Annotated in this window: 18 protein-coding genes; 5 read left to right on the top strand and 13 right to left on the bottom strand. The window is 74.1% G+C overall.

The features are described 5' to 3' along the window. The 8 genes from Saso_RS31365 to Saso_RS31335 all read right to left on the bottom strand — a co-directional run bounded on the left by Saso_RS31365 (nt 1) and on the right by Saso_RS31335 (nt 8,286). Entirely contained in the window at nt 1–711 is a 711-nt protein-coding gene (locus Saso_RS31365; protein WP_189923100.1) for a phosphoadenylyl-sulfate reductase, read from the bottom strand. Then, entirely contained in the window at nt 708–896 is a 189-nt protein-coding gene (locus Saso_RS31360) for a hypothetical protein (protein WP_189923101.1), read from the bottom strand. Before Saso_RS31360 ends, Saso_RS31365 begins: the two co-directional genes overlap by 4 nt. Next, the gene (locus Saso_RS31355) at nt 893–2,590 is read right to left on the bottom strand and encodes a nitrite/sulfite reductase (RefSeq protein WP_189923103.1); all 1,698 of its coding nucleotides are present in this window, start codon (nt 2,588–2,590) and stop codon (nt 893–895) included. Before Saso_RS31355 ends, Saso_RS31360 begins: the two co-directional genes overlap by 4 nt. A gap of 126 nt (nt 2,591–2,716) precedes the next feature. Then, on the bottom strand, nt 2,717–2,800 hold the full coding sequence (locus Saso_RS39190) for a putative leader peptide (RefSeq protein ID WP_309486338.1): 84 nt from the start codon (nt 2,798–2,800) through the stop codon (nt 2,717–2,719). 150 nt (nt 2,801–2,950) lie between these two features. Next, nucleotides 2,951–3,523 (bottom strand): GNAT family N-acetyltransferase, encoded by a 573-nt coding sequence (locus tag Saso_RS31350; RefSeq protein ID WP_189923105.1) that lies wholly within the window; start codon nt 3,521–3,523, stop codon nt 2,951–2,953. A 17-nt stretch (nt 3,524–3,540) separates the two neighbouring features. After that, entirely contained in the window at nt 3,541–4,872 is a 1,332-nt protein-coding gene (locus tag Saso_RS31345; protein ID WP_189923107.1) for a hypothetical protein, read from the bottom strand. A 163-nt stretch (nt 4,873–5,035) separates the two neighbouring features. After that, nucleotides 5,036–6,316 (bottom strand): GAF domain-containing protein, encoded by a 1,281-nt coding sequence (locus tag Saso_RS31340; protein ID WP_189923389.1) that lies wholly within the window; start codon nt 6,314–6,316, stop codon nt 5,036–5,038. A 320-nt stretch (nt 6,317–6,636) separates the two neighbouring features. Further along, the gene (locus tag Saso_RS31335) at nt 6,637–8,286 is read right to left on the bottom strand and encodes an acyl-CoA dehydrogenase family protein (RefSeq protein ID WP_189923109.1); all 1,650 of its coding nucleotides are present in this window, start codon (nt 8,284–8,286) and stop codon (nt 6,637–6,639) included. A gap of 125 nt (nt 8,287–8,411) precedes the next feature. Here Saso_RS31335 and Saso_RS31330 point away from each other — a divergent pair, with 125 nt between their 5' ends. Both Saso_RS31330 and Saso_RS31325 read left to right on the top strand, forming a co-directional pair. Beyond that, on the top strand, nt 8,412–9,641 hold the full coding sequence (locus tag Saso_RS31330; RefSeq protein WP_229901326.1) for a YihY/virulence factor BrkB family protein: 1,230 nt from the start codon (nt 8,412–8,414) through the stop codon (nt 9,639–9,641). A 157-nt stretch (nt 9,642–9,798) separates the two neighbouring features. Beyond that, complete coding sequence (locus Saso_RS31325) at nt 9,799–10,488, top strand: helix-turn-helix domain-containing protein (RefSeq protein WP_189923111.1); 690 nt, start codon at nt 9,799–9,801, stop codon at nt 10,486–10,488. Here the strand turns inward: Saso_RS31325 and Saso_RS31320 are convergent. Next, nucleotides 10,482–10,877: a VOC family protein gene (locus Saso_RS31320; protein ID WP_189923112.1), complete on the bottom strand. Its 396-nt coding sequence runs from the start codon at nt 10,875–10,877 to the stop codon at nt 10,482–10,484. The genes Saso_RS31325 and Saso_RS31320 overlap by 7 nt on opposite strands. Nucleotides 10,878–10,965: 88 nt before the next feature. Next, nucleotides 10,966–11,598 carry a VOC family protein gene (locus Saso_RS31315; protein ID WP_189923114.1) on the bottom strand — a complete coding sequence of 211 codons (633 nt, stop codon included), beginning with the start codon at nt 11,596–11,598 and terminating at the stop codon, nt 10,966–10,968. Nucleotides 11,599–11,904: 306 nt separating this feature from the next. On the opposite strand from Saso_RS31315, the gene Saso_RS31310 reads away from it, so the two are divergent. Beyond that, complete coding sequence (locus tag Saso_RS31310; protein WP_189923116.1) at nt 11,905–12,558, top strand: ThuA domain-containing protein; 654 nt, start codon at nt 11,905–11,907, stop codon at nt 12,556–12,558. 168 nt (nt 12,559–12,726) lie between these two features. Beyond that, nucleotides 12,727–13,590 carry an isocitrate lyase/PEP mutase family protein gene (locus Saso_RS31305; RefSeq protein ID WP_189923118.1) on the top strand — a complete coding sequence of 288 codons (864 nt, stop codon included), beginning with the start codon at nt 12,727–12,729 and terminating at the stop codon, nt 13,588–13,590. A gap of 168 nt (nt 13,591–13,758) precedes the next feature. Here Saso_RS31305 and Saso_RS31300 read toward each other — a convergent pair whose 3' ends face one another. Further along, nucleotides 13,759–14,808, bottom strand: a complete 1,050-nt coding sequence (locus tag Saso_RS31300; RefSeq protein ID WP_189923119.1) for a LacI family DNA-binding transcriptional regulator — start codon at nt 14,806–14,808, stop codon at nt 13,759–13,761. Between the two features lie 846 nt (nt 14,809–15,654). Here Saso_RS31300 and Saso_RS31295 point away from each other — a divergent pair. After that, a complete protein-coding gene (locus Saso_RS31295; RefSeq protein WP_189923121.1) occupies nt 15,655–17,376 on the top strand; it encodes a carboxylesterase/lipase family protein in 1,722 nt (573 codons plus the stop codon). 169 nt (nt 17,377–17,545) lie between these two features. On the opposite strand, the gene mmuM is transcribed toward Saso_RS31295, so the two are convergent. After that, nucleotides 17,546–18,487 carry a homocysteine S-methyltransferase gene (gene mmuM, locus Saso_RS31290; RefSeq protein ID WP_189923123.1) on the bottom strand — a complete coding sequence of 314 codons (942 nt, stop codon included), beginning with the start codon at nt 18,485–18,487 and terminating at the stop codon, nt 17,546–17,548. A gap of 181 nt (nt 18,488–18,668) precedes the next feature. Continuing rightward, complete coding sequence (locus tag Saso_RS31285) at nt 18,669–19,313, bottom strand: hypothetical protein (protein ID WP_189923125.1); 645 nt, start codon at nt 19,311–19,313, stop codon at nt 18,669–18,671. Nucleotides 19,314–19,325 lie beyond the last annotated feature (12 nt).

The following is a 19,325-nucleotide window of genomic DNA, read 5'->3' as shown; positions in this document are numbered from 1 at the left end:
TCAGCCGTGCAGCCCGCACTCGGTCTTCGCGCGCCCTGCCCAGCGGCCGGCGCGTGCGTCCTCGCCCTCCAGGACCCGGCGGGTGCAGGGGGCGCACCCCACGGAGGCGTAGCCGTCCATCAGCAGGGGGTTGGTCAGTACGCCGTGCTCGGTGACGTAGGCGTCGACGTCGTCCTGGGTCCAGCGGGCGATGGGCGAGATCTTGACCTTCCGCCGCTTCTCGTCCCAGCCGACGACCGGGGTGTTCGCCCGGGTGGGGGACTCGTCGCGGCGCAGGCCGGTGGCCCAGGCCAGATAGCCTTCGAGGCCCTCCTCCAGCGGCCGCACCTTGCGCAGCTTGCAGCACAGGTCCGGGTCGCGGTCGTGCAGCTTCGGCCCGTACTCGGCGTCCTGCTCGGCGACCGTCTGCCGCGGGGTGAGCGTGATGACGTTGACGTCCATCACGGCCTCCACCGCGTCGCGGGTGCCGATGGTCTCGGGGAAGTGGTAGCCGGTGTCGAGGAACACCACGTCGACGCCCTTGAGGACGCGCGAGGCGAGGTGCGCGACCACGGCGTCCTCCATCGACGACGTCACGCAGAACCGCGCGCCGAAGGTGTCCACCGCCCACCGGAGGATCTCCAGCGCGGAGGCGTCCTCCAGGTCGCGGCCCGCCTGCTCGGCGAGCGCCTTCAACTCCTCGGTCGTGCTGCCTTCCTGAACTGCCGTCATATCCGGTCCCCTCCCGGTTCGGTGCGCTGAACACCCCGGGCGAGCAGCCCGAGGAACTTCAGCTGGAATGCGCGGTTGCACGCCGCGCATTCCCAGGCGCCGTGACCGCCTTCCGGGGTCTCGCTCGGACGCAGGTCCTCGTCGCCGCAGTACGGGCAGTAGAAAGGGGCGGCGCGCTCGCTCACGAGAGGGCCTCCTCGTCGGCGCGCGTGACCCAGGCGGCGAACCGCTCGCCGTCCTCGCGGCCTTCCTGGAACCGCCTCAGGACGCGCTCCACGTAGTCGGGCAGCTCCTCCGACGTGACCTTCAGACCACGGACCTTGCGGCCGAAGCCGGCTTCCAGTCCGAGGGCGCCGCCCAGGTGCACCTGGAAGCCCTCGACCTGCTCGCCCCGCTCGTCGAGGACCAGCTGGCCCTTGAGGCCGATGTCCGCGACCTGGATACGGGCGCAGGCGTTCGGGCAGCCGTTGATGTTGATGGTGATCGGCTCGTCGAACTCCGGGAGGCGGCGCTCCAGTTCGTCGATCAGCGCGGAGCCGCGCTGCTTGGTCTCGACGATGGCGAGCTTGCAGTACTCGATGCCGGTGCAGGCCATGGTGCCGCGCCGGAACGAGGAGGGCCGCGCGGTCAGGTCCAGCGCCTCCAGGGCCTCGACGAGCGAGGCGACCTGCGCCTCCTCGACGTCGAGGACGATCATCTTCTGCTCGACGGTGGTCCGCACCCGGCCCGAGCCGTGGGCCTCGGCGAGCTCCGCGATCTTCGTCAGGGTGGCGCCGTCCACGCGGCCGACGCGCGGGGCGAAGCCGACGTAGAAGCGGCCGTCGCGCTGGCGGTGCACACCCACGTGGTCGCGCCAGCGCTCGACGGGCGCGGCGGGCGCCGGGCCGTCGACGAGCGTGCGCCGCAGGTACTCGTCCTGGAGGACCTGGCGGAACTTCTCCGGGCCCCAGTCGGCGACCAGGAACTTCAGGCGCGCACGGTTGCGCAGGCGCCGGTAGCCGTAGTCGCGGAAGATGCCGATCACGCCGGCCCAGACGTCCGGGACCTCGTCCAGCGGGACCCAGGCGCCGAGCCGGACGCCGATCTTCGGGTTGGTGGAGAGCCCGCCGCCGACCCACAGGTCGAAGCCCGGGCCGTACTCGGGGTGCTCGACACCGACGAACGCCACGTCGTTGATCTCGTGGGCGACGTCCAGGAGCGGGGAGCCGGAGATCGCCGTCTTGAACTTGCGCGGCAGGTTGGAGAACTCCTTGTTGCCGATGAAGCGCCGGTTGATCTCGGCGACGGCGGGGCTGCCGTCGACGATCTCGTCCTCGGCGATACCGGCCACGGGCGAGCCGAGGATCGTGCGGGGCGTGTCACCGCAGGCCTCGGTGGTGGACAGCCCGACCGCCTCCAGGCGGTTCCAGATCTCGGGCACGTCCTCGATGCGGATCCAGTGGTACTGGACGTTCTGCCGGTCGGTGAGGTCGGCGGTGCCCCGGGCGAACTCCTGCGAGATCTCGCCGATGACCCGCAGCTGCTCGGTCGTGAGCGCGCCGCCGTCGATGCGCACGCGGAGCATGAAGTACTTGTCGTCCAGCTCCTCCGGCTCCAGGATCGCGGTCTTGCCGCCGTCGATCCCGGGCTTGCGCTGGGTGTACAGCCCCCACCAGCGCATCCGGCCGCGCAGGTCGTTGGGGTCGATCGAGTCGAACCCGCGCTTGGAGTAGATCGTCTCAATGCGTGTCCGCACATTGAGACCGTCGTCGTCCCTTTTGAACTGCTCGTTGCCGTTGAGCGGGGTGAAGTGACCCGCTGCCCACTGGCCCTCACCGCGGTGACGGCTCACCTTGCGGCGGGGAGTCGCGGCAGGAGGGTTCTGCGGGGTGGCGGCCATGGTGGTATACGTCCTTCGGGACAGACGGGAAACGGCTCTGACCTGTGCTTACGGGCACACGGAAGTGCGTGCGCTTCGTCGCGCGGGCGGGAGGCTGTGCAAGGAATGCGGCGGCGCTGCGGCTCGTCAGCTCGCCGGACAGATGGCGCTGGACATGCGGCCGAGGTCGACGTGCCGCCGACTCACCAAGGCAATTCCAGTTCCGGACATGGCGAAAGCGTGTCACGGCGATCTGGACACAGTCCAGCTTCGTCCGCGATGCGGACACCTTGGTCCCGGAATGTGAGACAGGGGTGGCGTCGATCACATGACCTGCGAGGACTCTTGTCGACGCAGGTCACAGCCGGTATGGGCGGGCGGTCAGACGGGGAAGGCGCCAGGCCAGGGGCCCGGCGCGGGCACCTCCGGCTGCTCCTCGACCTTGGTGTCGAACAGCTTGAACCCCCGGCGCAGGTAATTGGCCATGGCGTGCTCGCCGTCCAGGCTGCACGTGTGCAGCCACACCCGCTCGGTCCCGGCCAGCTCCGGCCAGCGCTGCGACAGGTCCCACGCGCGGGCGACGCCGTACGACAGCAGGTGCCCGCCGATGCGCCGGCCCCGGAAGGCCGGGACCAGACCGAAGTAGACGATCTCCACGACCCCGTCGTCCTGCGGCTCCAGCTCCACGTACCCGGCCGGGGTGCCCCGGTCGAGCGCCACCCACGTCTCGACCCCCGGACGCGCCAGGTGCTCCGTCCACCGCGCGTACGTCCAGCCGAGCCGGTCGGTCCAGCGGATGTCCCCGCCGACGGAGGCGTACAGGAAACGGCTGTACTCGGGGGAGGGGACCTCGGAGCGGACGATCCGGACGTCGCCCTCGGGCGCGGCGGCCGGACGCAGGTCGTCGGGATCGGTCTGCTCCAGGGACCAGGTGGTCACGGGGATGTCGGTCATGCCCGTCAGAAAATCATCTACCTGGTCGTTCTGTCGATCGAGGCCAGCGGCAGCGCGAAGAGCGCCCGTCCCGACTGGGTCCAGACCTCCCCGGTCGCCTCCCAGTAGGAGAGGGACTCCGTCGACGGGGACCAGCAGCTGTGGCTCTCCTCGGTGCCGCACACCGCGGCCCCCGGCTCGTGCGCCTTGCCGTCGGAGCCGTCGTCGGCCTCCGCGGAGTCCTCCTGGCGCCACAGCGTGCCGTGGTCGTCGCGCGGGCCGGCGGCCCGGGTGACGTACCACCTCGCGCCGTACGACAGCACGCCGCGCACTCCGGTCACCTTCGTCTCGTACGCCTGTGACGCCGCCGCCCGTCCGGCGCCGTCCGTGGCGAGCAGTCCCTCGTGGCCGGGCGCGGTGCTGAAGGGGTAGCGCCACAGACGGGCGCCGCGGTCGCCGTCGTCGAGGGTCCACTCCCCGGCGACCAGGCTGTCCGGCGCGGTGCTGCGGTCGAGGGAGACGGCCGCGGGGTGCGGGGCGCCGGAGCCCCCGCTCAGCTCGTAGGAGCCGACGGCCGGCAGGACGAAGCGGTAGCCGTTGGCGGACCAGCCGCCCGGCACCCGGCCCACCGCGTCCTGGGCGACCGTGGCGCGCTGGACGCGGTTCATGTCGTACACGTAGAGCGCGGTCCGGTCCCCGTCGTCCGCGGTGACCAGCAGCTTGTCCTGGTACCAGACCATCCCGGAGACGTGGGAGACCAGTCCGCGGTAGTCCCGTCCGCCGTCGACCGGCACGGCCAGCAGCGCCCAGGTGTAGGAGAGGTGGTTCAGGTCGCCCGCGTCGACGAAGCCGACCCGGGCCAGCCCGCGCTCGGTGCGCGCGCCGTCGCTGCGCGACCAGCCGGACAGGATCACCCGGTTCGCGCCCCAGACCCCGTCGTCGTCCGCGTCGCCCGAGGTGGTGACCGCGCCGGGCCGCCAGCCCTGGGTGTCGTCGGTGTTCCAGCAGTACGCGCGCGTGGCCGAGGGGGAGACGGGCAGCGCCCGGCGTTCGGCGGACGAGCAGTCGACCGCGTCGCGCAGGCTGCGGTCGGCGCCGTCCAGCACCGCGCCGACCCCCACCGGCCGGCCCATCCCGGCGGCGAGCCGGTCCAGGGTGGTCTGCGGGACGCGGTGCTCGGTGAGCCGCAGGGGCGCGGTGTCCGCCGAGGCCGTGAGGGCTTCGAGGTTCCCCGGACCGCGGTCGGGGACCTTCGCCTGGGAGACGCTGATCATGGTGGCGGCAGCGGTGAGCGCGAGAGCGGTCGCGGACAGGAACGCGCGCAGTGCCCTGCCCCGTCTGCGCCGGCGGTGTCGGCCGCGTTGCTTCATTTGCCCTCCCGAGGCGGGCCAACTGCGCCTTTTGATCCGTACGTTGACCGAGGAGCAGGTGGGGTGACCCGTAGAGGGATGCTACGGCAGTCGGGCGCCCTCGGGGGCGAAGACTGCGCAAATATGCGGAAGCCGCCACCGTACGGACCCGGGTGGGGCAGGGTCACCGGGGCGCCGCCGCGCGGCGGCGCAGCACCGCCGGGGCGGTCGAGTGCGGCAGCAGGGCCCCGGCGTCGGACGGGAGGAGCACATCGACCTCGGCGTCCTCGCAGAAACGATACGGCCGATGCTCCAGGACTCCGCCGAGGTACCTGCGCACCCGGGACATCTCGGCCCGCACCGTCACCGTACGGCCCGGGTCGCCGAACAGGTCCTCCGCCAGCGCCGCCGCACTGCGGCCACCGCGGTCGGCGGCCAGCAGGTACAGCAACTCGGCGTGCCGGGGACTCAGTTCCCGCGTCCACGAACCCGCGCCCTGCGACACCCGCACCGACCAGCGCCGCGGCCGGGTCAGGTCCAGCACGATCCGGGTCGAGGCGAGCGGCGGCGGCTCGGCCGACTCGTCCACCGACCGCAGCAGCCAGCCCCCGGCCAGCGGTTCGACCGAGCACAGCCCCAGCGCCGGCAGCCGGCCGCGCCCCGGCGACGGCGACTTCGGCAGCGCGATCCGGCGCGCGTACGGCATCCCGGTCACCGCGGCCGTCCAGCCGTCGGCGTCCACCACCGCCGCCCGGCCGCCCGTGCGGGCCAGCACCGGGGCCGCCACCGCCCGCAGCCGTTCCAGCGAACCCAGGTGCCGTTCGCGCAACCGGGACTCGGCGAGCTTGGCCACCGCGTCGACCCAGGCGAGCGTCGCCGGATGCATCGTCTCCAGCGGCCCGCTGACGTCGACCACGCCGAGCAGCCGGCCGTTGCGCGGGTCGGTGATCGGGGCGCCCGCGCACGTCCAGGCGGTGTGCGAGCGCACGAAGTGCTCGGCGGCGAACACCTGGACCGGCCGGCGCACCACCGCGGGAGTGCCCACGCCGTTGGTGCCGACCACGTCCTCGCCCCAGTCCGCGCCCAGTTCGAAACCCAGTCCGTCGGCCTTGCGCAGGACGGGGCCGCAGCCCTCGCGCCACAGCACCCGGCCCTCCGCGTCGGCGACGACCATGATGTGGCGGGCGGCGTCCGCGACCGAGAGCAGCCCCTCGCGCAGCACCGGCAGCACCTCCCGCAACGGCGACTCCTCGCGCCGCCGCCGTACCTCGTCGGCGCTGAGCAGCCCGGCGCGGAAGTCGTGGTCGGGGTCCACCCCGCTGCGCAGCATCCGGTCCCAGGACTGCTCGATCACCGGCCGCGGGGCGACCGGCGTCCGCTGGCCCGCCAGCCGGGCGTCGCGCACCTCGTTGAGCACCCGCGCCGCCCGCGCGGCGTCGACGGCCGCGAGCCGCGGCACGTTCATCGGTGGTGTCACCACTGGGCCTCCCGGAAGGACACGACGGACGACCGGATGTCAAGCTCTCGCGTCGACGTTTTCCGGTCTTGCTGCGGGCACCCATCTTGCCGTCCACCGGTGACGGAGGGGCACAGTCCGGTCACAACCACCGACAAGTTGCAACCCCCTGCAACCCTGGTGAACGTCCACAGGGTGTTTGAAACTTGAGCCACGCCGTCCCGAGCGGCGATCCTGGCCTCGCAGGGCCATTGCGGCGGGGGTGGTGCCGTGTCGGCGCAGCACCACCCCCGCTTCCTGTCCGCGCAGGTCCGCGCGGTCCGGCTCGCTCAGAGCCGAGGAGCGGCCCGCTCGACGACCGACGCCAGGTCCAGGCTGTGCGGCAGCGTCCCGAAGGTCGAACCCCCGTCCCCGCCCAGCCGTGAGGCGCAGAACGCGTCGGCGACCTCCGGGGGCGCGAATCGCACGAGCAGTGCCCCCTGGAGCACCAGAGCGAACCGCTCCGCCAGCCGGCGGGCGCGCGCCTCGGCCCCGTCCAGATCGGCCAGTTCCGTCAGCAGGTCCTTGATCGCCCGGTCCAGCCGGTGGTCGGCCCCGCGCGCCAGGCCGACCTCCCGGAGCCAGGCGTCCAGCGCCTGCGGCTCCCTGCGCAGCGCGCGCAGCACGTCCAGGGCCTGCACATTGCCCGCGCCCTCCCAGATCGAGTTCAGCGGCGACTCGCGCACCAGCCGGGGCATCCCCGACTCCGTCACGTAGCCGTTCCCGCCCAGGCACTCCGCGGCCTCCACCACCAGCGGCGCGCAGCGCTTGGTCACCCAGTACTTGGCCGCGGGCACCGCGATCCTCAGCAGCGCCCGCTCCTGCTCGCCCCCGTCGTCGTACGCGGCCGCCAGCCGCAGGGCCAGGGCGGTCGCCGCCTCCGACTCCAGCGCGAGGTCCGCCAGCACGCCGCGCATCAGCGGTTTGTCGACGAGCTTCCCGCCGAACGCCTCCCGGTGGGCGCAGTGGTGGATCGCCTGCGCCACCGCCTGCCGCATCAGACCGGCGGAGCCCACCACGCAGTCCAGCCGGGTGGCCGCGACCATGTCGATGACGGTGCGCACCCCGCGCCCCTCGTCACCGACCCGGCGGGCCCACGTCCCGTCGAACTCGACCTCGCCGGACGCGTTGGACCGGTTGCCCAGCTTGTCCTTGAGCCGCTGGAGCCGGAAGACGTTGCGGGTGCCGTCCTCCAGCACGCGCGGCACGAGGAAGCAGGTGGGGCCGCCTCCGCCCGCGGAGGGCGCGGCCTGCGCCAGCACCAGGAAGCCGTCCGACATGGGCGCCGAGCAGAACCACTTGTGCCCGGTCAGCTCGTACGTGCCGTCCTCGGCGAGCGGGGTGGCGAGCGTCGTGTTGGCCCGTACGTCGCTCCCGCCCTGCTTCTCCGTCATGGCCATGCCGAACAGGGCCCCGGCCTTGTGCCGGGCCGGCCGCAGTCCCCGGTCGTAGATCGTGGACGTCAGCCGGGGTTCCCACTCGGCCGCCAGCTCCGGATCGGCGCGCAGCGCGGGCACCGCCGCGTGGGTCATGGACAGCGGACAGCAGGTCCCCGCCTCGACCTGCGTCCACACCAGGAAGGCCGCCGCCCGGCGCACGTGTCCCCCCGGACGCACCCAGGCGTCGGTCAGATGGGCCCCGACGCCCTTGCCGAGCAGCCGGTGCCAGGCGGGGTGGAAGTCGACCTCGTCCACCCGGTGTCCGTAGCGGTCGTGCGTGCGCAGCACCGGCGGGTTCTCGTCGGCCTGCGCCGCCCACTCCTGGAGCTGCGCCGACCCGGCCGCCCGGCCGAGCGCCGAGAGCTCACCGTGCGTCTCGTCGAGCAGGTCCGGGTCCAGATGCCGGTCCACGGCCGCCACCAGCGCCCGATCGGTGCCGTAGACGTCGTACCCGGTCAGGGGCGGGGGCTGGTTGGTCACGGTGTGCGTGGTGCCTGCCATGGCCCGAACCTACCCCCGGGTACGGCGGTCATGGCCCTCCGGTGCTCCGCGCGCCGTCTCCCCGACCCGGTGAAGCGGCCTTGCCGGAGGTGAGTGCAGCCCCGAACGGCGGATACCTTTAGGTCGTGCAGCCAGGAAGTCAGTCATCCGAGCAACCCGGGAGCCCCGCCGGGCGTCTCCACCGGGCGCGTGCCCTCTACCGGAACGTGTCCAAGCGGCGGACGGCCTGGCTGCTGCTGAAGGACACCGTCAACTCCTGCGTCGAGTACCGCATCCTCGGCCTGGCCGCCGAGGCCGCCTTCTTCACGCTGCTGTCCGTGCCGCCGCTGCTGCTCAGCCTCATCGGTCTGCTCGGCTACGTCGACGACTGGACCGGCACCGACACCATCACCAGCCTGGAGGCCAACCTCCTCGACGCCTCGCGCACGGTCCTCTCCGACAAGGGCGTCCGGCAGATCGCGCAGCCGATCCTCGACGACGTGATGAAGGGCGGCCGCCCCGACGTCATCTCCATAGGGTTCCTGTTCGCGCTGTGGTCGGGCTCGCGCGCCGTGAACGTCTTCATCGACACCATCACCGTGATGTACGGCCTCGACGGCGTCCGCGGCATCGTCAAGACCCGGCTGGTTGCGTTCCTGCTGTTCGTCGGCGCGCTGCTGATCGGCTCCGTCGCGCTGCCGCTGATGGTCGCGGGGCCGGACGCGGTGGTGCGGATCGTCCCCTGGTCGACGACGGTGGTGCAGGTCCTCTACTGGCCGGTCGTGATCGTCCTGTCCGTGGCCTTCCTGACCACGCTCTACCACGTCTCCGTGCCCGTGCGCTCACCCTGGATCGAGGACGTCCCCGGCGCGCTCGTCGCCCTCGCGATGTGGGTCCTCGGCAGCTTCCTGCTGCGCATCTACCTGACGAGCACGATCGAGGGGGCCACCATCTACGGCTCCCTGGCCGCCGCGGTCGCCGTCCTGCTGTGGATCGGTGTGTCCGCGTTCGCCGTGCTGGTCGGCGCCGCCGTCAACGCCGCGATCGACCGCGTCTGGCCGGCCGCCGCGACGGCCGCGGCCCGCGCGGCCAACGAACGCGTCCGGCAGGAGGAGGCCGCCGAGTACGTCGCCCGCGTGGCCGCGCTGCACGCCCACGAGGACGACGACCCCGACGACCCGGACATGCCGTCCGAGTTCCCCGAGCGGTGGTCGCGGTTCCTCCCGCCGGAGGACGTGACGGGCCGCTTCCGCACCCACGCGAAGAGCTCCCCCAAGCCCCACGGCGTCAACGGCGCGAACGGCGGCACCGGCGCCACGGGCGCGAACGGCGGCACCGAAGCGAACCCCGGCGAGGACCAGCCACCGAAGAACTGATCCCGGGTACCGGATCCCGGGTGGCGGTTCCCTGGCGGCGCCCGCCGGGACCGCCCCTGGGACCGGACTCCCGGGACCGGACCCCCGGCGGGGGATCTCACCGGAGCGGGTTTGCGGGGGTGGCTCCCGGGGGTGGGGGCCCGCGTAGCCTGGGGGTGTGTATCAGGAGCGGGGGGCTCGGCTGGCCGGGGCCGTGGTGTGGACGCACACGCCGTCCGCGGCGCCCGGCGCGCTTCCCGTGCTCCCCGACGGCTGCATGGACCTGCTGTTCGGCGAGGGCAGACTGCTCGTCGCAGGGCCGGACACCCGCGCCCATCAGGTCCGGGGCCCGGCCGCGCCCTGGGCGGGCGTCCGCCTGTACCCCGGTACCGCGCCCGCGCTGCTGGGTGTCCCGGCCCACGAACTGCGCGACCGCCGCGTCGAGCTGACCGACCTGTGGCCGGCCGCCGAGGTCCGGCGTCTGAGCGGCCGGATCGCCGCCGCAGCGGACCCGGGGACGGCACTGGAGGAGCTGGCGCTCGAGCGGGCGGCCCCGCCCGACCGGGCGTTGCGCCGCCTGGTGCACGCCCTCGCGGCGGGACGCGCCGTGGCCGACACGGCCGACGAACTAGGTCTCGGCGCACGCCGGTTGCACCGGCTCTCGCTGGCGTCCTTCGGCTACGGCCCCAAGACGCTCGCCCGGATCCTGCGCCTCCAGCGGGCCCTCGCGCTCGCCCGGCGGGGCGTCCCGTACGCGCAGACGGCGCAGCGGGCCGGTTACGCCGACCAGGCGCACCTCTCCCGTGACGTACGGGAGTTCACGGGGCTCACGCTGGGCGCCCTGACGCGCGGGCGCACGGATCACTGAGCCGACGGCGCGAACAGGTCGACGCCGTTGCCGTCGGGGTCCAGCACGACGGCGTACCGCTGGCCCCAGAAGGCGTCCCACGGCTCCAGCTCGCCGCGGTGGCCGGCGCCGACGAGTTCCGCGTACACCGCGTCGACCTCGGCGGGACCGTCGCAACGCAGCGCCAGTGAGGCGCGGCCGCTCCCGGACGGCGCCCGCCACCGCGGGTGGAACGAACGGACCGTGTCCTCGGTGTCCAGCAACAGCCGCAGCCCACCGGGCAGTTCGGCCTCGGCGTGCGGCTCGTTCGCCGCCCCCTCCGGGAAGTCGAAGCCGAGCAGACGGTAGAAGGAGACGGAGGCGGCCATGTCGGAGACGACCAGGCCGACGGCATCGAATCGTGGACTCATACGGCCACGCTAGCCAGCCCGCCCGCGGCCGGTCTTGAACGAAACGGACAGCGCGGGACGGGACGGCTCGCACCCCCGGGGCAGGTCGTCAGTCGAACGTCACCGGCCCGTTGGGCGTGTCCAGGGTGAACGCGAACCCCGCAGGACCCTCGGCCAGGGCGAGTCCGGTGCCGAGAGCGGCCAGCAGGGCACGTACCTCCCCGGGGTCCGGAGCCGTGGCGGTCAGCTCCCGCAGGGGGCAGACCGGCAGGCCGGAGGCGGCGGGGTGGGCCGTACCGCCCCAGTCGATGAGGAACGGCACCAGGCCGGACGGATGCGGGCAGCCGCCGTCGGTCAGCCGCCAGCGCAGCAGGGTGCCGTCCGGACGGCGGCGGCTCATCTCCCTCACGTCACCGGTGTCGTAGCCCCGGGCGCGGGCCGCCGCGACCGCCGCGTCCAGGTCGGGCGGGCTGATGGCCCAGGTGATCGTCCGGGCGGAGGCGAGCGCGTCCACGCCGAAGGGCCGGGGGCCGGACGGGTCGGGCTGATCCGGATCCGGGCCGATGATCTCCAGGTAGGCACGTTCGCCGAGGCCGACGAGATGATTGCGGGTGCCGAGCCCGACATGCACCCCGCCGGGCGCCGGGACCACTCCTGTGCGCCGGGTGAACTCGGCGACCGTCGCCGCCAGATCGGGCGTTGCGAGGACGATGTGATCGAATCGTGCGGGAAGGGTGTTCATCCCGCCCGAGCGTACGCGCCCACCCCGGGCCGGACCGGGCTCCGTGGCCGGACCATGCCCCCGGGGCCGGACCACGACTCGCAAGCCGGGGCGCGCCCGTTCCGGCCTCCCGGCCTCCCGGCCTCCCGGCCTCCCGGCCTCCCGGCGCCCCGGCCGGGCCGCTATGGGTCCCGGCGGTGCCGTGCCCGTGCCGTGCGACGCCGCGGTACGCGGTGTGGTGCGGTGCGGTGCCGCGTGGTGTCGGGCCGTGCGGTTGCGGACCGGGGGGTGCGCCGACGGCGGTGCCCGCCGCCTAGGCTCCTCCTCATGACCGCCCGTGTGCTCGTGTACACCCGTACCGCCGACTACCGGCACGACTCCATCGAGGACGCCGTCGCAGCCGTCCGCGGGCTGGGCGGGTTCACCGTCGACCACACCGAGGACCCGACGGTTATGGAAGCTCCCCTGGAGGGGTACGCGGCCGTGGTCTTCCTCTCCACCAGCGGTGAGGTGCTGACCCCGGCCGGTCGGACGCGCCTCGCCGCCTACGTCGAGGCCGGCGGCGGTTTCGCCGGGGTCCACGCGGCCGCGTGCACGGAGTACGACTGGCCGTACTACGGCGAGCTGCTCGGCGCCCGCTTCGCCCGCCACCCCGCGTACCAGCCCGGCCGGGTGCTGACCGAGGACCACGGCCACCCCGCCACCCGCGCGCTGCCGGCCCGCTGGGACTTCACCGACGAGTGGTACGACTTCCGGGTCAGCCCGCGCGGGCGGGTGCGGGTCCTCGCCGTCGCCGACGAGTCGTCGTACACGGGCGGCGGCATGGGAGCCGATCACCCGCTGGTGTGGTGCCGTGAGCAGGGGGCCGGGCGGGTGTTCTACACGGCCCTCGGACACGCCGCCGAGGCCTACACGGACCCCGGCTTCCGCGCCCATCTGCGCGGGGGCATCGCCTGGGCGGCCCGGTCGGCGGACCAGTGACGTTTCTCCGGTGAACCGGTTGCGCCATCGGGGTGAGCGCGGCCCGCGCGCCGCGAGTGCCGTGCGCCGACACGGAGATCCTTTTGTCCTGGCAAAGGGCTGGCGTGTCGCCACGGCTGCCGTGCCGCTGGTGTGTCGACCCCTCGACTCCATGGGAGGAGCCGGACGGTGACTTACGGGAACAAGCTGCGGCAGCGGATCGCCGCACCCGGGACGACCCCGCTGATCGGCGTGTACGACATGTACTCGGCGTCGATCGCCGCGGACCACTACGACGGGATGTTCGTCTCCGGCTTCGGCTTCGCCGCCTCGCACTACGGGCTGCCCGACATCGGTTTCATCGCCTGGCCGGACATGCTCGCGTTCGTCCAGCGGCTGCGGGGCGCGTTCCCGCAGCAGCACCTGCTGGTCGACATCGACGACGGGTACGTCGATCCGGAGGTCGCCTGCCACGTGGTGGAGGCCCTGGAGCGGATCGGGGCCTCGGGAGTGATCCTGGAGGACCAGAAGCGGCCGCGCCGGTGCGGGCACGCCGACGGCAAGCAGGTGCTGCCGCTGAGCGAGTACCTGGCGAAGCTGGAGATGGTGCTGGCCACCCGGCGCGACATGGTCGTGGTCGCCCGCACGGACGCCACCGACGAGCACGACATCCTGCGGCGGGCCGCGACACTGGCCGCCACGGACGCCGACGTGATCCTGGTGGACGGGGTGCGCACCGTGGAGTGGATCCGCCGGATCCGTGACGTGGTGGGCGACAAGCCGCTGCTGTTCAACCAGATCGCCGGCGGGAAGTCCCCGCGGCTCTCCCTGGGCGAGCTGTCCGACCTCGGCGTCGACGTCGCCATCTACAGCACCCCGTGTCTCTTCGCCGCCCACGCGGCGATGGACTCCGCGCTCGCCGACCTCAAGCGGGCCGACGGCAGGCTGCCCGAGGTGGACGCGGCGAGCGGCGTCGGTGTGCGGGCCTCGACCGAACTGCTGGAGCGCAACATCGCCCGCCTGCGCACCGCCCCCGAGAGCGTGAACGCGTGACCCCGGCCCCGCGCGGGCTCCAGGCGGCCGCGGCCACGCCGGCGGCGCCGTCGACCTGAGGGAGGGTCTGGTCGGCAGACCGGAGCGAGGGCGCGCCGGCGCTGACAAGGATCTCCCGCGGCCCGGCCCGGCCCGCTCCGCCCTGGCCCGGGCCGCGTCCCGTCCCGCCTACCCGCGCGGCGGCGCCGTGCTCGACCGCTCCACGAGCCGGGTGGACAGCTCGGTCCGGGTCCCTTCCGGCCGCTCGCCGTCCATCATCCGCAGCAGCAGCCGTAAGCCGGTCGCCGCCATCTCGGCCAGCGGCTGACGCACGGTGGTGAGCGCGGGCGTGGTCCACCGGGACTCCGGCAGGTCGTCGAACCCGACCACGCTCACGTCGTCCGGGATCCGCAGTCCCCGTTCCGCCAGTGCGAGGCAGACCCCGAGGGCCATGCGGTCGGAACAGACGAAGACCGCCGTCGGCGGCTCGGGGAGGTCGAGCAGTTCACGTGTGCGCCGCTCGGCGAGGGACTCGTCGAAGCCGCCGTTGCGCACGTACTCGGGACGGTGCGCGACCCCCGCCGCTGCCAGCGCCGAGCGGTAGCCGGCGACCCGGGCACTGCTGCACATCCTGCGCCGCGGGCCGGAGACGACGGCGATGCGCTCGTGGCCCAGCGCCAGCAGATGCTCGGTGGCCGTCACCCCGCCCTGCCAGTTGGCCGCGCCCACCGACACCACCCCCGGCGGGGGCTCGACCACCGGGTCGATCATCACGAACGGTGTGCGGTGGTGCTCGAGCCAGGCGTACTGGGAGGCCGTCAGCTCGGCCAGGTTGAAGAGCACCCCGGCCGAACCGCGCACGGTCAGCTTGTCGAGCCAGCCGCGCTCGGGCCGGCCGACGCGGCTGCGGGACAGGGCGGCCGAGACGACCACGTCCAGTCCCGCGTCGTGGGCCGCCTCCTCCACCCCGTGCAGCACCGCACCCGACCGGGAGCTGTCCAGCGAGTGCACGACGAGGTCGATCAGCCGAGGGGGCTTGCCAACGTCCAGGCGCGGCCTGCGGACGTAACCCAGCCGGTCCAGGGCCTCCGTCACCCGTCGTCTGGTCTCCGGGGCCACGTCCTCCCTGCCGTTGACGACCTTGGAGGCGGTCGGGACGGACACCCCCGCCTCGCGGGCCACGACCGCCAGGGTCGGCCCTGCCGTCACGCTCGTGCTCGCACCAGCGGTGCGCACCATCGGGAACCACCTCTCCGGCCCGCCCGAGGGCCAGCGAAAGTTCGACCAGCGCCCTTACGGAGCCGATCCGGTTCAGGCGGCTCGCAGAAAGCGCTTGCTATCCTAGGTGCGGCGGGGCGTGACGTGAAGACTCCGGAAAACGCGGGATCTTGCGCGTCCGCCGCAAGCGGGGTGTTCACAGCGGCGCGGGGTGTGTCAGCGGAGCCTTGGCCCTGCCGGGCCGGTGTTTCGGGGGAGCGATGCCGCTGGGCCCCCCGGGGCAGCTGCGCGGGCCCCGCTGAGACGTCCGGCACGGCGGAGGCTCCGGCTCCACGATGGGCCGATGCCCCGCAGAGCAGCCCAGCTCCACCAGGGGACTCGGCTCCGGTGAGCCCCCGGCTCAGCTGTGGGCCAGGGTTCCGGGACACCCGGTACCGCCGGTTCCGCCGGTTCCGCCGAGTCGCCGGACGGCTGAGGGGCGGGCTCGGTTGAGAACCCGGGCTCCAGCACGAGTCAGGGCTCGCGGAGATCCCCCGGTTTCAGCATGAGCCAGGGCCCGCAGAGCCCCCCGGCTCCAGTACGAGTCAGGTCCGCTGAGCGCTTCGGCTCTGCCAGGGGCCAAGGCTCTGCTGGGCCCCTGGCAGAGCCTTGGCCGGCTCCGCCACGGGTCAGGGCCTTCTGAGGGACCCGGTGCCGGTGAGGTTGCGGTTTCGCTGTGGCTTCCGTGGGGGCGGGCGCGTCGGCAGGGGGTAAGCGTGGGGGTACCCCGAACGGCCCTGTTCGAGGGGGCGTGGGCCGGAATACCGCGCGCTGTTGTGGTGCTCTGGTCATACCGGCGCGCGAGCGCGGCGAAGGGCTGGTGAGGAGATGGCGGCAGATCCGACGGACCCCGACCCCCGTCACCCCGTCGTCACGACCCCTTACGGGGCCGTACGCGGGCGGCACGAGAACGGCATCGCGGTCTTCCGGGGCATCCCCTACGCGGCGCCCCCCTTCGGGCCCCGCAGGTTCCGGCCGCCCGAGCCGCCCGACCCGTGGGACGGGGTGCGCGACGCGGGCGCCTTCGGCCCGACGGCGCCGAAACCGCCGTACTCCGAGGCCTTCGCCCAGTACCTGTCCGACCCCGTCGTGCCGGGCGACGACTGCCTCAACCTCAACGTCTGGACGCCCGAGCCCGGTCCAGCCTCCCGGCTGCCCGTCCTGGTGTGGCTGCACGGCGGCGCCCTGACCAGGGGCTCCTCGGCCGTTCCGGTCTACGACGGACGGGCCTTCGCTCGGGACGGCATCGTCTTCGTCTCGGTCAACTACCGGCTGGGGGTGGAGGGTTACGGCCTGTTTCCGGACGCGCCCGCCAATCCCGGTCTGCGCGACCAGCTCGCCGCGCTGCAATGGGTCCACCGGTCGATCAGGGCCTTCGGAGGCGATCCGGACCGGGTCACCCTGGCGGGGCAGTCCGCGGGAGCCATCAGCGCGGGCGTGCTCATCGCGGCCCCGCAGGCGCAGGGCCTGTTCCGGCGGGCCGTCCTCCAGAGCGGACCGCCGGAGGCCTTCGAACGGGACAAGGTACGGCGCATGGTCCGCCGGATGGCCGCGCGGCTGAAGGTCCCCGCCACCGCGGAGGCCTTCGCCGCCGTCGACCGCGATCTGCTGCTGCGCACGCAGGCCGACGTCGGCCGGCTCAGCAGCCCGGTCCTCGGCGGGCCCGCCTTCGGCATCGTCGTCGACGGCGATCTCGTCCCCCGCGACCCCCTCCAGGCCCTGATCGACGGGGACGCCGCCGTCGGCACCGATCTGCTGCTCGGCTGGACCCGGGACGAGTACCGGCTGTGGCTGGTGCCGGGCGGGCTGACGGACCGCGTCGACCGGCTGGGCCCCGTCGCCCTCGCCGGGGCGATGGCCCGCTGCCACTGCGGGCACGAGGTGCCACGCGGGTACCGGGCCCTGCACCCCGGGGCGGGTACCGCCGAGATCGTCGGCCAGATGGTCACCGACAACCTGCTGCGCCGGCCGCTGCACCGGCTGGCCGAGGCCCGGCCGGGCTCGTCGTGGGTGTACGAGTTCGCGTGGCCCTCGCTGCGGCCCGGGCTGGGTGCCTGCCACGCCCTCGAACTCGGCTTCGTCTTCGACACCGGCGAGACGGCCGAGTCCGCGAAGCTCGCCGGGGGCGGCGCGCCGCAGGAACTCGCCGACGCGATGCACGGAGCGTGGACGCGGTTCGTGACCACCGGCGATCCGGGATGGGAGGCGTGGGGCGCGGCCCATCCGGTACGGATGTTCGGGGAGCCGGAGCCGGATGCGGATGCTGACGGCGAGGGCGAGGGCGAGGGCGAGGGCGAGGGCGTGGGCGCGGGGCCCAAAGACGGTCCCGTCCGGCACGACGTCGACGGGATGTCGTACACCGCGTACGGCCCGCGCGACCGTGAGCTGGCCCTGTGGACGGCGGAAGCGGCGGCCGCGGTGGCGGGCGAGGCCGTCGACGGTGCGGGCGCGCCTCCCGTGGATCCGCTGCTTCGCAAGGTGCCGCGCGGCACGGAGCTGAGATCGGCGGTACGCCGGTTGCGCCGGTCCGGCGGAGTGAAGGGACGCTGACCGCACGCACCTCACCGACGTGACGGTGCCGGGGGAGGTGCGCGTGTGCCGTGGGCGGGCCCGGCGCGGGTCTTGGCGGACGGGGGGCGTGCGCAGTCCGCGGGCAGCCGGGCCGGGCGCCTTCACGGCGCGACGGAGTCCCACGCCGCCTGTCCGTGGGGGCGGTGGGTCAGGCCGGGGTCAGGGTGCCGGCGATCGACGTGATCGCCGTCGGACCGACGCGGCAGCAGCCGCCGATCAGCCGGGCCCCGGCATCCCGCCAGCCGAGGACCTGCTCGGTGGTGAAGGAGGACCGGCCGGTCCAGGCGCGGGCCTCCGCGTCCCAGGCCTCGCCGCTGTTCGGGTAGACGACGACCGGCTTGCCCGTGACGCGGGCCGCGGTCGCCACTGCGCCCTCGACGTCCTCGGGCGCGCAGCAGTTCACCCCGACCGCGATGACGTCGTCGGCCTCCGCGGCCAGCGCGAACGCCTCGTCCAGCGGCTGCCCGGCACGGGTGCGGTCCCCGGCGACCGAGTACGACAGCCAGGCCGGCACGCCGAGCCCGCGGATCGCGCGCAGCATCGCCTCGGCCTCGTCGGCGTCGGGAACCGTCTCCAGGGCGAGGACGTCGGGCGCGGCGGCGGCCAGGACCTCGAGCCGGGGGCGGTGGAACCGCTCGAGTTCCCCGACGCTCAGCCCGTAGCGGCCCCGGTACTCGGAGCCGTCCGCGAGCATCGCCCCGTACGGTCCCACCGACGCGGCCACCCACAGCGGGCGGGTGACGCCGCCGTCGTGGGCCTGCCGGGCCGCCCGCCGGGCCAGTTCGACGCTGAGCGCGAGCAGGCGCGCGGCCTCGTCGTGGCCGATGCCGCGCTTGGCGAAGCCCTCGAACGTGGCCTGGTAGCTGGAGGTGATCGCCACGTCCGCACCGGCCTCGAAGTAGGCGAGGTGCGCCTCGGTGACGGCCTCCGGCTGTGCGGCGAGCAGCCGGGCCGACCACAGCTCGTCGCTCAGGTCGTGTCCGGCGGATTCCAGCTGGTTGGACATGCCGCCGTCGAGGACGACTGCTCCGGCGGCGAGAGCCGCGGCGAGGGAGGTGCCGGCGAGGGGTGCGGGGGTGTCGCTGGTCATGGCACGACGCTAGCCGAAGGGGGCACGAGGGGGCGCGGCCCGTCCGCTTGCTGAACAGCCCGACCACATCACGGGACGCACCCGGCCACACGTCGTACGCCCCCGACGGGACGCCCACCCCCGCACGACGGGTCCCCGCAGCCCACCCCGCCGAGCCGCACGCGAGCCACTCGGCCGCTCGTCACCCGGCCGCCGAGTGCCGACGACCGCCCCGACGTCCGCCGGACCGGCGGCCGCTCGCCCCGCGGCCACCGGCCCTGCGGTCAGCGGTCCCGCGGCCCGCGGACCCCCGCCCCGCGGGGCCGCGTACGCGCAGGCTCGACGGGACGAGGAGGGTGCCCAGCAGGCCCGCGGCCAGGACGTAGGGCCACCAGCCGAACGCGCCGCGCGTCCGTGGCGGGGGCGTGTCCGAGGCGTCGCCCGCCCGCTGAGGGGTCGCCGACGGGTGCGCGGCCTCCGGCGTGAGGACGACGTCGTTGCCGTCGCCGCCCCGGTACGTGATGCGGTGGCCGGTCCGGTGGGCGGTGCCGGCCGTCTCGACCTCGGCGCCCTCGCGCAGTCCGTCGAAGGCGCCGGTCGTGGGGGCGTCGCCGGTGTGGTCCAGGAAGGGCGGCGCGCCGGCCCGGCGGATCACGGCGGTCGTTCCGGGGGGCACGGTGACGACGCTGTCGCCGAGGAGCGTCACGTCCCGGCCGGCGAGGACGTCGGCGGTGATGTCGTGGGTGCCGGCGGCCGCGGCCGGGGGAGCGAGGGCGAGGGCGAGGAGCAGGGCGAGGCTCGCGAGGGCGCCGGAGGCCGCCGCGGGGGTGGGGAGAAAGGTGCGCACGCATGGGAGACG

The sequence above is a fragment of the Streptomyces asoensis genome (assembly GCF_016860545.1).
Classification (GTDB): domain Bacteria; phylum Actinomycetota; class Actinomycetes; order Streptomycetales; family Streptomycetaceae; genus Streptomyces; species Streptomyces asoensis.
This window is presented reverse-complemented; position numbering and strand designations above follow the sequence as displayed.